Source organism: Mycobacterium sp. NGS27 (genome assembly GCF_059813005.1).
Genome location: NZ_JCALDT010000004.1, coordinates 106,164 through 120,160, shown reverse-complemented (window position 1 = coordinate 120,160; position 13,997 = coordinate 106,164). Strand labels below are relative to the sequence as shown.

General features: G+C 68.0%; 14 protein-coding genes. 9 read left to right on the top strand and 5 right to left on the bottom strand.

Features of this window, described 5'->3' with window-relative positions; translation table 11 throughout:
* Positions 1-6: 6 nt before the first annotated feature.
* The 6 genes from AC5Y30_RS12025 (at position 7) to AC5Y30_RS12000 (ending at position 6,426) form a co-directional block, all read left to right on the top strand.
* Positions 7-780, top strand: coding sequence for a DUF427 domain-containing protein (locus tag AC5Y30_RS12025; protein WP_499918384.1), 774 nt, complete (start codon positions 7-9; stop codon positions 778-780).
* Positions 781-1,160: 380 nt separating this feature from the next.
* The gene (locus AC5Y30_RS12020; RefSeq protein ID WP_499918383.1) at positions 1,161-2,279 is read left to right on the top strand and encodes a WD40 repeat domain-containing protein; all 1,119 of its coding nucleotides are present in this window, start codon (positions 1,161-1,163) and stop codon (positions 2,277-2,279) included.
* A 219-nt stretch (positions 2,280-2,498) separates the two neighbouring features.
* A complete protein-coding gene (locus AC5Y30_RS12015) occupies positions 2,499-4,124 on the top strand; it encodes a long-chain fatty acid--CoA ligase (RefSeq protein ID WP_499918382.1) in 1,626 nt (541 codons plus the stop codon).
* 19 nt (positions 4,125-4,143) lie between these two features.
* Positions 4,144-4,617: an SRPBCC family protein gene (locus AC5Y30_RS12010; protein ID WP_499918381.1), complete on the top strand. Its 474-nt coding sequence runs from the start codon at positions 4,144-4,146 to the stop codon at positions 4,615-4,617.
* 25 nt (positions 4,618-4,642) lie between these two features.
* Positions 4,643-5,533 (top strand): class II glutamine amidotransferase, encoded by an 891-nt coding sequence (locus AC5Y30_RS12005; RefSeq protein WP_499918380.1) that lies wholly within the window; start codon positions 4,643-4,645, stop codon positions 5,531-5,533.
* Positions 5,534-5,556: 23 nt separating this feature from the next.
* Positions 5,557-6,426: a patatin-like phospholipase family protein gene (locus AC5Y30_RS12000; RefSeq protein WP_499918379.1), complete on the top strand. Its 870-nt coding sequence runs from the start codon at positions 5,557-5,559 to the stop codon at positions 6,424-6,426.
* 32 nt (positions 6,427-6,458) lie between these two features.
* On the opposite strand, the gene AC5Y30_RS11995 is transcribed toward AC5Y30_RS12000, so the two are convergent.
* Positions 6,459-7,523, bottom strand: a complete 1,065-nt coding sequence (locus AC5Y30_RS11995) for a patatin-like phospholipase family protein (protein WP_499918377.1) — start codon at positions 7,521-7,523, stop codon at positions 6,459-6,461.
* A 102-nt stretch (positions 7,524-7,625) separates the two neighbouring features.
* The gene (locus AC5Y30_RS11990) at positions 7,626-8,069 is read right to left on the bottom strand and encodes a lipoprotein LpqV (protein WP_499918376.1); all 444 of its coding nucleotides are present in this window, start codon (positions 8,067-8,069) and stop codon (positions 7,626-7,628) included.
* Between the two features lie 115 nt (positions 8,070-8,184).
* Between AC5Y30_RS11990 and AC5Y30_RS11985 the strand changes: the two genes are divergently transcribed.
* Positions 8,185-8,796 carry a cupin domain-containing protein gene (locus AC5Y30_RS11985; RefSeq protein WP_499918375.1) on the top strand — a complete coding sequence of 204 codons (612 nt, stop codon included), beginning with the start codon at positions 8,185-8,187 and terminating at the stop codon, positions 8,794-8,796.
* Positions 8,793-9,230 carry a rhodanese-like domain-containing protein gene (locus AC5Y30_RS11980; RefSeq protein WP_499918373.1) on the top strand — a complete coding sequence of 146 codons (438 nt, stop codon included), beginning with the start codon at positions 8,793-8,795 and terminating at the stop codon, positions 9,228-9,230. Before AC5Y30_RS11985 ends, AC5Y30_RS11980 begins: the two co-directional genes overlap by 4 nt.
* On the opposite strand, the gene AC5Y30_RS11975 is transcribed toward AC5Y30_RS11980, so the two are convergent.
* The 3 genes from AC5Y30_RS11975 to AC5Y30_RS11965 are packed head-to-tail and all read right to left on the bottom strand — an operon-like array spanning position 9,227 to position 12,861.
* Complete coding sequence (locus tag AC5Y30_RS11975) at positions 9,227-11,008, bottom strand: alpha/beta hydrolase (protein ID WP_499918372.1); 1,782 nt, start codon at positions 11,006-11,008, stop codon at positions 9,227-9,229. The two genes, AC5Y30_RS11980 and AC5Y30_RS11975, sit on opposite strands and share 4 nt — an antisense overlap.
* 9 nt (positions 11,009-11,017) lie before the next feature.
* Positions 11,018-11,800, bottom strand: a complete 783-nt coding sequence (locus tag AC5Y30_RS11970; RefSeq protein ID WP_499918370.1) for an enoyl-CoA hydratase — start codon at positions 11,798-11,800, stop codon at positions 11,018-11,020.
* A gap of 14 nt (positions 11,801-11,814) precedes the next feature.
* The gene (locus AC5Y30_RS11965; RefSeq protein WP_499918369.1) at positions 11,815-12,861 is read right to left on the bottom strand and encodes an enoyl-CoA hydratase/isomerase family protein; all 1,047 of its coding nucleotides are present in this window, start codon (positions 12,859-12,861) and stop codon (positions 11,815-11,817) included.
* A 215-nt stretch (positions 12,862-13,076) separates the two neighbouring features.
* Here AC5Y30_RS11965 and AC5Y30_RS11960 point away from each other — a divergent pair, with 215 nt between their 5' ends.
* Positions 13,077-13,934, top strand: coding sequence for a Bax inhibitor-1/YccA family protein (locus AC5Y30_RS11960; RefSeq protein ID WP_499918368.1), 858 nt, complete (start codon positions 13,077-13,079; stop codon positions 13,932-13,934).
* Positions 13,935-13,997: the final 63 nt, after the last annotated feature.

Genomic DNA, 13,997 nt, shown 5'->3' with positions numbered 1-13,997 from the left:
CACGCGATGATCGACTACCCGCAGATGGCCGCCGAGCGGGGCAGGATCGAACCCGCCCCGCGCCGGGTCCGTGGTTATCTCGGCGATGCCCTGGTGTTCGACACCACCTCCGCGCGGTACGTGTGGGAAGTCCCGTATTACCCGCAGTACTACATCCCGCTCGACGACGTCCGCTCGGAGTTCCTGCGCGACGAAAACCACGCCCAGAAGGTGCAATTCGGCCCGTCGCGGTTGTACTCCCTGACCGGAGCCGGCCAGACGTACGAGGCCGCGGCGCGGGTGTTCGACGCCGACGGCGACGGCCCGCTGGCCGGTACGGTGCGGTTCGAGTGGAATCCGTTGCGCTGGTTCGAAGAAGACGAGCCGATTTACGGTCACCCACGCAACCCCTATTCGCGCGTCGACGCCCTGCGTTCGCGCCGGCATGTCGTAGTGGAACTCGGCGGAATCACCTTGGCCGACACCAGTTGTCCCGTTCTGCTATTCGAAACAGGTTTGCCGACAAGATATTACATCGATCCGGCCGATGTCGCCTTCGAGCACCTGGAACCCAGCGTGACGCAGACGTTGTGTCCCTACAAGGGAGTGACGTCAGCGTATTGGTCGGTGCGAGTGGGGTCCGCAGATGAGCAAGACTTGCGGGCGGACCTGGCGTGGACCTATCACTATCCGCTTCCGGCGGTCGGACAGATCGCCGGTCTCATCGCGTTTTACAACGAGAAGCTCGACATCACCGTCGACGGGGTGAGGCTGGCGCGGCCGCAGACGCAGTTCAGCTAGCGTCGAGCGGTGTGATCTATCCCTCGTCGGCCGACAAACCTGAGAATTCCGTACTTCTGTACCGATATCGCCCTCACGTGGGCTGTTAGCGGCGCGGGCGAAATCCGCCGGAAGCGGGTTTGCCTGACTTTCGCTACGGGTAAGCGACTGCGGTACAGCTCGATTGGAAGTCTGAGCAGAACCTGAGTACGCGGAGTGACGTAGCTAACGTCGAGCACTTCGAACCGCGGTGGGGCGATTTTTGGCCAGTAGACTACCGAAAACCAGTCTCGTCAGCGCCTTTCGGTGCTGAAAGCCGGTGATTCCGGAAGGCCAGTCCGTCGCACACGTATCGGCGGCTTCGCCTCCGCGCCGAAACACACAGCAAAGGCGGTGCCAGCGTGAACGATGTGAACGGCCCAACGGCCGCGCACGGCGATCGAGACCGGCGAGTCTTCGAGCTCGACACCACTTCGGTGAGGCGAGTCCCGTTGCACAACGGTCCGATCAGCGATCTCGACATCAGCCCCGACGGGCGCCGGCTGGTCGTCACGAATTACGCCCGCGACGTGGTTTCGGTCGTCGACGCCCACACGTGTCGCGTCTCGAGCATCGTGACCGAATTGGCCGAACCGTTCGCGGTCGCCATGAGCAGTGCGGACTCCAACTATGCCTACGTCAGCACCGCGACCCCCGGCTATGACGCCATCGACGTCATCGACGTCGTCACGAGCTGGCGCATCGCCACACACCAGCTCGCGAACAGCGTGAGCGGCCTGGCGGTGGGCCCGGACGGAAAATATCTCTACGCCAGCCGGAACGCGGTTCGCGGCGCCGACGTGACGGTGCTGGACACCACCACCGGCGAGCTCGAGGTCATCGACCTGGCGACCGCGCCGGGCGCCACCACCGCATGCGTGCGGATCAGCGCCGACGGACGCCGGCTCTACGTCGGCATGAATGCCCCGACCGGCGGCAGTCTGGCCATGATCGAGACCCGGACGCGGTCCGACAATCGCCGGGTCGGCGGACGGTCGCGCATCGTCGGCGTCGTCGATCTCGGTCTGCCCGTCCGCGATGTGGCGTTGAGCACCGACGGCGGCACGGCGTACGTCGCGAGCTGCGATCCGGTCGCGGGCGCGGTGCTCGATGTGGTCGACACCCGGTCCAACAAAATCGTCGGCACTCACAAGGTCCCGGAGATCACCGGCCCCCTCACCCGGATGACGCTCAGTCGTGACGGCGCGCGCGCCTACCTGGTCAGCGACGACCGCATCACGGTGCTGAGCACCCACCAGCAGGATGTCGTCGGCGAGGTCACGCTGTCCAAGAACCCGTCGTGCGTGGTCGAAAGCCCCGACGGCGGCCATCTCTATGTCGCCGACCACTCCGGTGTGGTCACCGCGGCGCGGATCGCCTCCGCGACACCGACGCAGACCCACCGCGGGGCGCATTACCCGGACCTGTCGATTGCCGGCTGGCTGCCGGAACTTCCGGAGTGGGAGCCCGTCCTGGCCTAGCCCCGCCGCAGGGGCGGGCCCGGCGCGCCGGGTGTGAACCGTGGGCAGTTCGGTGCGAACGTGCGGCAATGCCTAGGCCCAAAGCTGCCCCGGCCGAACGGGATCCACGCAGTCGACCAGCAGTCTCCTCAGGTGCTGCCACGCGCGCCGATTTCAGGCTTAGGGTAGAGGCGGCCGGCGGCACATGCGGTGCCGCGCCGAGAGTAAGGCGGTAGCTCAGTGGACGGCACGATGCAGGACTTTCCGTTGACCATCACCGCGATCATGCGTCACGGCTGCACGGTGCACGGGGAGCGGACCGTCACGACAGCCACCGGGGATGGCTACCGGAGCACGACCTACCGGGAGCTCGGCCAGCAGGCCGCGCAACTGGCGAATGGCCTGCGCCGGCTGGGCATCACGGGTGATCAGCGGGTGGGCACCTTCATGTGGAACAACGCCGAGCACCTCACCGCATACCTGACATTGCCGTCGATGGGTGCCGTCCTGCATACGCTCAACATCCGGCTGTTCCCCGAGCAGATCGCCTTCGTCGCCAACGAGGCCGAGGACCAGGTGGTGCTGGTCGACGCCGCGCTGGTCAAACTGCTCGCACCCGTGCTGCCCGACCTGGAGACGGTGCACACCGTGATCGTCGTCGGCGACGACACCGACCCGCTGCAGGGGTCCGGTAAGACCGTGCTGCGCTATGCCGAGGTCCTCGAAGCCGAGTCCACCGAGTTCGACTGGCCACACATCGACGAGAACTCGGCGGCCGCGATGTGTTACACCAGCGGCACCACCGGGAACCCGAAAGGCGTTGTCTACAGCCACCGTTCGAGCTATCTGCACACCATGGGCGCGTGTACCACCAACGGCATCGGCGTCGGGTCGACCGACAGCGTGCTGCCCGTGGTGCCGATGTTCCACGCCAACGCCTGGGGGCTGCCGTATGCGGCGCTGATGGCCGGCGCCGACCTGGTGTTGCCGGATTGCCACCTCGATCCGCCGTCGCTGGTCCGGATGATCGAGGACTTGAAGCCCACCGTGACCGGCGCGGTGCCGACCATCTGGAACGGCGTTTTGCACCACCTCGAGGACGAGCCCGACCACGACCTGTCCTCGTTGCGGTTGGTGGTCTGCGGCGGCTCGGCCGTCCCGATTTCGCTGATGCGCACTTTCGAGGAAAAGCACGACGTGCAGATCCGTCAGCTGTGGGGCATGACGGAGACGTCGCCGCTGGCCACCATGGCGTGGCCCCCACCGGGTACCAGTGCGGATCAGCACTGGTCCTATCGCGGGACGCAGGGCCAGCCGGTCTGCGGGGTGGAGATGCGCATCGTCGACGACGAGGGGCAGGTGCTGCCCAACGACGGCAACGCCGTCGGTGAGGTCGAGGTGCGCGGGCCGTGGATCGCCGGCTCGTACTACCTGGGCCGCGACGAGTCGAAGTTCGACTCCGGCTGGCTGCGCACCGGCGACGTGGGCCGCATCGACGAGCGCGGATTCGTCACCCTGACCGACCGCGCCAAGGACGTCATCAAATCCGGTGGGGAATGGATCTCATCGGTCGAGTTGGAAAACCTCTTGATCGGCCACCCGGACGTGCTCGAGGCCGCCGTCGTCGGCGTTCCCGACGAGCGCTGGGAGGAACGGCCCCTCGCGGTCATCGTTGCCAAAGAGGGCGCATCGGTGAGCGCCGACGAGCTGCGAAACTTCTTGGCCGACAAGGTCGTTCGATGGTGGCTGCCCGAACGGTGGACCTTCATCGACGAGATTCCCCGCACCAGCGTCGGCAAGTACGACAAGAAAAGCATTCGGTCGCGATACGCCGCGGACGAATACCAGGTGATCGAGGCGCGCTGAGCTGAAAGGCTGGACCCCGGTGGCACATTCGCTCGTCGTCGACCAATCCGTGGTGGCCCCGGTCGAGGTACGGCACGCGTTTGACCGGACGCTGCCGATACCGCTCCCGACCCTTTTTCACCGCTGGTACGGACCGTTCCCCCCGATCAGGGAAGTGCGCGAACAGACCGGCGCCTGGGACGCGGCGGGCCAGACCCGCGTCGTGCATCTGGCCGGCGGCGCCAGCATGCGCGAGGAACTGACCAGCGTCGACCCGCCACGGTCGTTCGGCTACCGGCTCTCCGAAATCACCGGCCCGATGGCCATGCTGGTCGACCACATCCTGGGCGAATGGATCTTCACACCCGCATCGGGTGGCACCGCTATCACCTGGCGCTGGGACATCCACCCGCGCTCGGCGCTGACGGCCCGGGCGCTGCCGCTGCTGGGCATGATGTGGAAGGGTTACGCGCGGCGCGCGCTGCGTCACCTGTCTGCCTTGCTGACGGGTTGACCGTCGAGCGCTAGCGTGGAAAGCCATGTGCCGACTCTTTGGCGTACACGCCGGGACCCACGCCTGCACCGCGACCTTTTGGCTGCTGGATGCGCCGGACAGCCTGGCCGAACAGAGCAGAAGAAATCCGGACGGCACCGGCCTGGGCGTCTTCGACGAGCACGGCCGGCCGCACGTATACAAGGAGCCGATAGCTGCGTGGCAGGACGCCGAATTCGCGACCGAGGCGCACCGGATGACCGGCACGACCGTCATCGCCCACGTCCGCTACGCGACCACCGGATCGCTCGACATCCATAACACCCACCCGTTCCTGCAGGACGGGCGGATCTTCGCGCACAACGGCGTCCTCGAGGGATTGGACATCATCGACGAGCGCCTGCGTGAGGTCGGCACCGACGATCTGATGTTGGGCGACACCGACTCCGAGCGCGTCTTCGCGTTGATCACCGGCGCGATCCGGGCGCGCGACGGCGACATCACGGCCGGCCTCACCGACGCCATGCGATGGCTCGCCGAGCACGCTCCGATCTATGCGGTCAACGTATTGCTGAGCACCGCCACCGACATGTGGGCGCTGCGATACCCGGAGACCCATCAGCTCTACATTCTGGATCGATCCGGCGATAGGGGTTCGCGCGATCCCGAATTCGACTTGTGCACCAAGAGGATTCACGCCAGGTCGGAGCATCTGTGTGAGCGGCCGTCGGTGGTGTTCGCCACCGAGGTGATGGACGACGAGCCGCGCTGGCGGCTGCTGCCGGCCGGCGAACTCTTCCATGTCGATGCGAATCTGCAAATCCACCGCAGCATGATCCTGCCCGACCCGCCCGAACATCTGCTGCGCCGCGAGGACCTGAGCTCGCCGGTGGAGGAATCGCAGCACGCCCTACCGAACACCCGGCAGCTGGCGTGATCCGTGCTGGCAAGGTGAACCGCATGACAACCAAACGCGCGTTGGTGCTTGCCGGCGGTGGGATAGCGGGAATCGCCTGGGAGACAGGTGTTCTGCGGGGCATCGCCGACGAGTCGCCGACGGTGGCCCGGCTGTTGGGCGAGTCGGACGTTTTGGTGGGGACGTCCGCGGGCTCGGCCGTCGCGGCGCAGCTGAGCAGCGGCCGCACACTGGACGAGCTGTTCGACCGCCAGGTCGCCGAGTCGTCGGCAGAGATCGATTCCGGGGTCGACATCGAGACGATCACCGAACTGTTCCTGACGGCCCTGGGCGAGCCGTACGAGGAGACACTGGACAAAACACGCCAACAGATGCAGCGGATCGGGGCCGTGGCGCTGGCGACCAAAACCGTTCCCGCGCCGGTGCGCCGGGACGTGATCGCGCGTCGCCTGCCGTCGCACCGCTGGCCGGATCGCGACTTGCGGCTCACCGCGATCGACGTCGAAACCGGCGAGCTGACCGTGTTCGACCGCGAGTCCGGTGTCGACCTGGTCGATGCCGTCGCGGCCAGCTGCGCGGTGCCCGGGGCGTGGCCGCCGGTGACGATCGGCGGCCGCCACTACATGGACGGCGGGGTCGCCAGCTCCGTCAACCTCGCGGTGGCCACCGACTGCGACACCGCTGTGGTGCTGGTGCCCGCGGGCGTCGATGCGCCGTCGCCGTTCGGTGCCGGGCCGGCCGCCGAGGTCTCGGCGTTCCCCGGCGCGGCCTTCGCTGTCTTCGCCGACGGCCAATCGCTGGCCGCCTTCGGGCCCAACGCCCTGGATCCGGGCTGCCGCATCCCGTCGGCAGTAGCCGGGCGCGCGCAGGGCCGCCGCGAGACCGCCGCCATCGCCCACTTCCTGGGGCTATGAAAGTGCCTGGCGCACAACCGAGTTGAGAGTGCTCAGCGCTGGATCGCGGGTGGGACGTCCTGGTCGTCCTCGACTTCCAGTGCGTCCAGCGCCTCGTCCGCCAGCGCGCGGCCGACGGCAATCACCTCCACGGCCCGGTGGAATTCCAGGGCCCGGCACGTCGACCGAGGGACTTCGATGTGCAGGTCGGGCGGGTAGACCGCCAGCGTGTGGCGCGCCAGCGCGGCCTGGGCGATGTCGATCGTCCGGTTCATCACCTCGAAGCTGCCCAGTTTCGGCACCTCGGTGCCCGCACCGGGCAGTTCGGCGGCGTCGTCAACCGGCTGCTCGTCGTCCGGGGTGTCCGACCAGTCGTCCGGTTCGCCGGCCGGCCCGCCCAATCTGCTCAGCACCGCGCGGGCGGTCGGCCGATCGAGCAGCGAACGGGCGGCGGCGGTGTCGAGCAGCGCGGAGGTGCTGCGCACCATGCGGGTCAACCACTCGATGGTGGCGCCGGGTTCCGGCTCGCGGTTGGCGATCGTCTCGCTGCCGGACAGGCTCACCGCGATGGTCAGGTCGGCGTTGACCGCGGCGAGCGGGGCCATCGGCAGCGGATCCAGGATGCCCCCGTCGGCGAGTAGCCGACCGTCGACAGCGTGGGGTGCGATCACGCCGGGGATCGCGATGGACGCCCGGATCGCCTCGTCGAGCGGGCCGCGCTGAAACCACACCGACTTGCCCGCCAGCAGGTCGGTCGCCACCGCCGTGTAGGGGACGGGCAGTTCTTCGATGGCGACCGGCCCCAGGATGTCGCGCACCGCGTCCAAGATCTTGCCCGCCCGCATCACGCCGGCCGCGCTGATGGACGGGTCCAGCAGCCGCAGGATGGTGCGCTGGGTCAGCGACTTCGCCCAGTCGGCGAACTCGTCGAGCCGCCCGGCCGCCTGCAGGCCGCCGACCAGGGCGCCCATCGACGAGCCGGAGACGCCGACGATGTCGTAGCCGCGCGCCGTCAGGGCTTCGATCACCCCGATGTGGGCGTAGCCGCGGGCGCCACCGCTGCCGAGCGCGAGTGCCACCCGGGTCGGTTCGGATCGACGCGGAGTCTCGTCAGGCACCCCTCCATTTTGCGCGGACGACGTTGCCCGGCGGGCGGCGCGGGCACTTTTTTCACCCGTGATCGCAATTGCGCGGCGGCGAAGAATTGCCGGGACGCGCCGCTACCCGCATTCGTCGTTCGCGGCCGCCCGCGCGGCGACGATCACGGCGGCCTGCCGCGCCGGCGTCAGCGTCGACCACGGCGCATTCCAGCTGCCCGCGGTGCCCGACGGCGACGCCTGGACCATCGACAGATACGGCTCGAACAGCGACGCGCCGGTCTTGGGTTGCGCGTCCATCCACTCGTGCGCGGCGTGACAGGCCTGGTAGTACTCCTCCTCGGTCGAGTCGGCGGGGACGTCGACCCTGGTCGTCACGCCGGCGGGGGACAGCCCGACTGAGCCCGGCGGCGCCGAACGCGGGCCGTTGGGATTGCCGGATTGCCGCGTCGGCGGCCCCGAGGGGGCACCGCTGTGGGAACCGTGCGCGCACCCCGCGACGGCCAGCGCCCCGGCCGCGGCGACAACCACACACCACCGCCGGGACCGATCGCCGCTGAAGCGCACGCTCTCAATCTATGCAACACTGGCGGCCGTGATGGAGCGCTTCGGATTTTGCGAGTGTTGTCGGCCGTAACACGCCGCCGCTTGTCCCATCCGTTTTCCGTCCTGGAGCCCTCCGATGTCTGTGCCCGTCTTCACCTCTGCTGCCCCGCGCCCGCGGCCCCTTTCCGCCCCGTCCTCCGGTCCCACCCGGCTGCGCGTGCCCGATTTGCTTTACGCGACCGACCGGGCCGCCGACGATGTGCTCAGCGGGCGCTGCGACCACCTGCTACCGGAGGGCGGCATACCCGAGTCGCGGCGCTGGTTCACCCGCATCCACGGCGACGAGGAACTCGACGTGTGGCTGATCAGCTGGGTGCCCGGGCAGCCGACCGAACTGCACGATCACGGTGGCTCGCTGGGCGCATTGACCGTCCTGTCCGGATCGTTGAATGAATACCGCTGGGATGGAAGGGCGTTGCGGCGCCGTCGGCTCGACGCAGGCGATCAGGCCGGGTTCCCGTTGGGCTGGGTGCACGACGTGGTCTGGGCGCCGCGGCCGGTCACGGTGCCCGTTTCCCGGCCCGTCGCGGAGGCGCCCGGCGTCGGCGCCGCGGCGGTAGGGCCGACCCTGAGCGTGCACGCCTACTCGCCGCCCTTGACGGCGATGTCGTACTACGAGGTCACCGACCGCAAGACGTTGCGGCGCGAGCGCACCGAACTGACCGACCAGCCGGAGGGATCGCTATGAGCCGCATCGACGTCGTGTTGAGGTCCGCCCGGCGCCGGTTTCGCCGCCTGCCCGCGGTCGAGGTGCCCGACGCGCTGCGCCGCGGCGCTGTGCTGGTCGACATTCGGCCGCAGGCCCAGCGTTTTCGCGAGGGCGAGGTGCCCGGGGCGCTGGTGATCGAACGCAACGTGCTGGAGTGGCGCTGCGATCCCACCAGCGAGGCCAAGCTGCCCGAGGCCGTCGGCGACGACGTCGAATGGGTGATCCTGTGTTCGGAGGGCTACACGTCCAGCCTGGCGGCGGCCGCGCTGCTGGACATCGGCCTGCATCGCGCCACCGACGTCATCGGCGGCTATCACGCGCTGGCCGGGGCCGGCGTGCTGAGCGAGCTGGCGGGGGGCGCTGTCGATCCGGTGTTCGCGGACACCGGCGGCGCCGCCCGCCGCTGGCTCTAACCCGTGTCGCCGGAGTGCAGTAGCGGACGCAGTTTCGCCGTCTTGTCCGGCGTCCAGCCGGGCGGCGGCAGCACGGCCGCCCAGCCGTCGGCGACGTCCGCGACATAACGGTGGCCGTGCCCGTCGGGTACGTCCACCGCCACGGCCATGTCGGCCGAAACCTGGAGGAAGGTGACCACCGGAATCCAGCGCGTCTGAGGTAGCACGTCATAGCCGCGCGGTTCGCTCAGCCAATCGGGCTTGCTGAACAACAGGTCCGGCGTCCACCAGGCGATCGGATCCGACGCGTGCTGCAGATACACCACCCGCGGGTGATCCCACGGCGCGTTGGGGCGCGTCAAATTCTTTGCGCGGGCGACGAATCGGACGAACCGACCATCTTGGTAGATCGGTAACCACTCCGGCGATCCGCTGTCACGCGTCGACGTCAGATCGGTCCAGATGGTGTTCTTGAAGGTCGGTCCGCTGAACAACGCCCCGTCGGTGCGCGCCAGCACATTGTTCAAACTCAAAAACGGCGCTTCGCCGCCGAACGATCCCAGGCTCTCGCCGAACACGACGAGCTTGGGTCGCTGCGCCTCGGGCATTTGGCGGATCAGCTTGTCGACGGCCTCGAAGAGCGCCTGTCCGGCGTGCCGGGCGTTCTCCTTGTCCACCAGGAACGACAGCCAGCTCGGCAGGAACGAATACTGCATGCTCACGATCGCGGTGTTGCCGTTGTACATGTACTCCAGCGCCGAGGCTTCCGCCTCGTTGATCCAGCCGGTGCCGGTGGTGGTGCCCACCGCGACGACGGCGCGCTGCAGGCCGCCGGTGCGCTGCAGTTCCCGGGCCGCCAGCTCCGCGGCCGCGGTGATGCCCTTGGACGAGTCCAGCCCGGCGTAGGCCCGGATCGGCTCGACCGCGGGGGTTCCGTTGAACGCGGTCAGATCGGCGAGCTTCGGTCCGCCCTCGATGAAGATGCGCCCTTGGTGGCCAAGGGATTCCCACGACACCAGCGACTGGGGCCCACCGGAGCGCAGCGGGGTTTTCGGCGCGGCGCTGTCGGGGCTCATCTCGTCGTTGGCCGAGGCGAAGGTGTCGTTCATGGTGCGCATGGCGAACTTGAGCACGACACCGTTGAGCACGGCGACGGTCATGACCACGAGCGTGACGACCACGATGGTCGCCGAAAGCCGAAACGGAACGAACCGGTCCACCTGACCGACCAGAAAGCGCACCAGCCAGCGGGTGAACTGGCCCAGTTCGACCACCGTGAACAGCACCACCAGCGACAAGACTCCCGCCAGCGGGTAGTCGTACCACTGCAAATGCGCCACGCCCATCAGGTCGCGCACGTCGTCCTGCCACACGTGGAACCAGATCGCCATCAGCACCTGGCCCACCACGCCGATCGGGATCAGCACCTTCCATGCCCACGAAGGCGGCGGCGGGCTGTGATCCTTCTCGCGCATGAACCGCACCAGCCAGACCGAAAAGACCCCCAGCCCATAGCCGATGGCGCCCGAGAGTCCGCTGACCAGCCCCTGGAAGGACGGGCCGCGCGGGAGCAGCGAGGGGGTCAGCGAAAGCCAGATGAAGATGAGGCCGACCGCAGTGCCGGTAAACGTGTAATGCCTTACCCACCAAGGTCTTTCAGTCCAGGGCAGGGTGGGCGCCGCGCGCCCGGCTCGTGGCGCGGGTGCCCGTTGCGGTGCGACGTCCGGCTCGGCCTTCTCGGCGACGTCGGCCGCGGGCTGCTCCGCCTCGGTGGGTGTCGCGGAAATCGGCTCGCTCATCCAGGCGTCCTAGCGGTGGGTGAAGTTCGGCGGGCGCTTCTCGACAAAGGCCGCCATCCCTTCGGACTGATCCTCGGTTGCGAAAGTCGAGTGAAACAGCCTGCGCTCGTACAGGAGTCCCTCGGCCAGGGTGGACTCGAAAGCGCGGTTGACGGCCTCCTTGGCCATCCTGGCCGCCGAGCGCGACATCTGCGCAATGGTGGTCGCGACGGCCTTGGCCTCGGTCAGCAGATCGTCGGCCGGCACCACTCGCGAGACCAGGCCGCTTCGTTCTGCTTCCTCGGCGCCGATGGTCCGGCCGGTCAGGATGAGGTCCATGGCCTTGGCCTTACCGATTGCGCGGGTCAGCCGCTGCGAGCCGCCCATGCCGGGCAGCACACCCAGTTTGATCTCGGGCTGGCCGAATTTCGCCGTGTCGGCGGCGATCAGCACGTCGCACATCATGGCGAGCTCGCAGCCGCCCCCTAGTGCGTGCCCGGCCACCGCGGCGATGGTCGGGGTCCGGACCGCGGCGAGCTTGCTCCACGGGGCGAAGAAGTCGGCGCCGAAGGCGTCGGCGAACGTCAGCCCGGCCATCTCCTTGATGTCCGCGCCGGCGGCGAACGCCTTGGCCGAGCCGGTGATGATGATCGCCCCGATGCCCGGGTCGTCGTCGAAATCCGCTGCCGCGCGGGTGACTTCGTTCATCACCTGGGTGTTGAGCGCGTTGAGGGCCTTCGGCCGGTTCAGGGTGATGATGCCGACCCGCTCTTCGCGTTCGACGAGGATGGTCTCGTAGTCTGCGTCTGCCATCTACAACCGCCTTTCTAGAAGCTCAAGTCGTCGTCGGCCGGGGTGAAATACGCCTCGACGTCGGCCGCGGTGACCGCGGACAGCTGCGCCGGTGACCACTTGGGGTTGCGATCCTTGTCGATGAGCTGTGCGCGGATGCCCTCCACCAGATCGTGTGAGCGAAGCGACGCCGAGGACACCCGATAGTCCTGTGTCAGAACGTCTTTGAGTGTCTCGAGTTCGGCGGCGCGGCGCACCGCCTCCAGGGTCACCGACAGCGCGATCGGGGAGCGGGTGGCGATCAGGTCGGCCGCGTCGTTGGCCGGCCCGGCCCCGTCTTTTCGGTGCCCCCGCAGACTGGCGATGATGTCTTCGACGGTGTCGCCACCGAAGCATTCGTCTATCCAGTCTCGTTGCGCGGCAAGCTCACTGGGCGGCGGCTCGACGGCGTACTTCTCGAGCGCCTTGCCGACGCCGTCGGTGATCACCGCGCGGCGGAACGCCTCGACGTCCCCGTGCGGGACGTAATGGTCGGCAAAACCCATGGCGATGGCGTCGGCGCCGGAGAACGGCGCCCCCGTCAGCGCCGCGTGCAGGCCCAGCCCGCCGGGGGCCCGCGACAGCAGATAGACGCCGCCGACGTCGGGGATGAAGCCGATGCCGACCTCGGGCATGGCGATCTTGGAGGTATCGGTGACCACCCGGGTGTTCGCATGGGCGCTGACGCCGACGCCACCTCCCATCACGATGCCGTCCATCAGGGCCACGTACGGCTTGGGGAACTCGGCGATCTGCGCGTTGAGCAGATACTCGTCGCGCCAGAAGCGTCGCGCCTCGACCCCGTCCTTGCGCGCGCTGTGATAGATCGAGACCACGTCGCCGCCGGCGCACAGTCCGCGTTCGCCGGCGCCGGAAAGCACGACCGCGCCCACGGCGTCGTCGTCCGCCCAGCCGGTGAGGATGGCGCTCAGCGCGTCAACCATCTGCTGATTCAGCGAGTTGATGGCCTTGGGGCGGTTGAGGGTGATCAAGCCGACGCTTCCCTCGACTCGGGTCAGAACCTCATCGGATTCGTCGGTCACGCCCTCGCCTCCCATCGCCGGTCCAGCCCCGAGCAAGAAATCTAGATCGTCACGACCGGCGCGGTACCCGCGGGTACGGGTTATCTTTAACGCGACGACAACGGCGCAGGCCATATCCACCCCCGAAACGCCCAGGTCCGCTGGGAACCGGGGTGCAACGCCAATCGTTGAGATTGTGTTCGCACAGCTCGAAGCCAATTAGAGAGGATCCGACGGTGCGGGAGACAAGCAACCCGGTATTTCGTTCGCTGCCAAAGCAGAGGGGCGGATACGCGCAATTCGGCACTGGCGCGCCCCCGATGCAGGGCTATGGCTATGGGGCCGACCCCTACGCGGCTCCGTATCAGGCTCCGTATCAAGAGGCCAAAGCTTCGCGGCCGCTGACCATCGACGACGTCGTCACCAAGACCGGCATCACGCTGGCCGTGTTGGCGGTCTCCGCCGTGGTCTCCTACTTCCTGGTCGCCCGCGACGTCGCGCTGGCCATGCCGCTGGCCCTGGTCGGCGGACTGGGCGGCCTGGCCCTGGTGCTGGTGGCCACCTTCGGCCGCAAGCAGGACAACCCCGGCATCGTGTTGAGTTACGCGGTGCTCGAGGGTCTGGTACTGGGCGCCATCTCGTTCGTCTTCGCCAACTTCTCGGTGTCGAACGCCAACGCCGGGGCGCTGATCGGTGAGGCGGTGCTGGGCACCTTCGGGGTGTTCTTCGGGATGCTCGTCGTCTACAAGACGGGGGCCATCCGGGTGACGCCCAAGTTCACCCGCATGCTGGTCGCCGCGATGTTCGGCGTGCTGGCCCTGATGCTCGGCAACTTCGTGCTGGCGATGTTCCACGTCAACGGCGGCACCGGCCTGGGCCTGCGCAGCGGCGGCACGGTGGCGATCATCTTCTCGCTGGTGTGCATCGCGATCGCGGCGTTCAGCTTCCTGATCGACTTCGACGCGGCCGACCAGATGGTCCGCGCCGGCGCGCCGGAGAAGGCGGCATGGGGCATCGCGCTCGGCCTGACCGTGACGCTGGTCTGGCTGTACATCGAGATCCTGCGTCTGCTGAGTTACCTGCAGAACGACTAGCTCCGCCACAGAGAAAAACCGGCACGCCGCTTGGCGTGCCGGTTTTTTCGTGTCGTGCGCCTG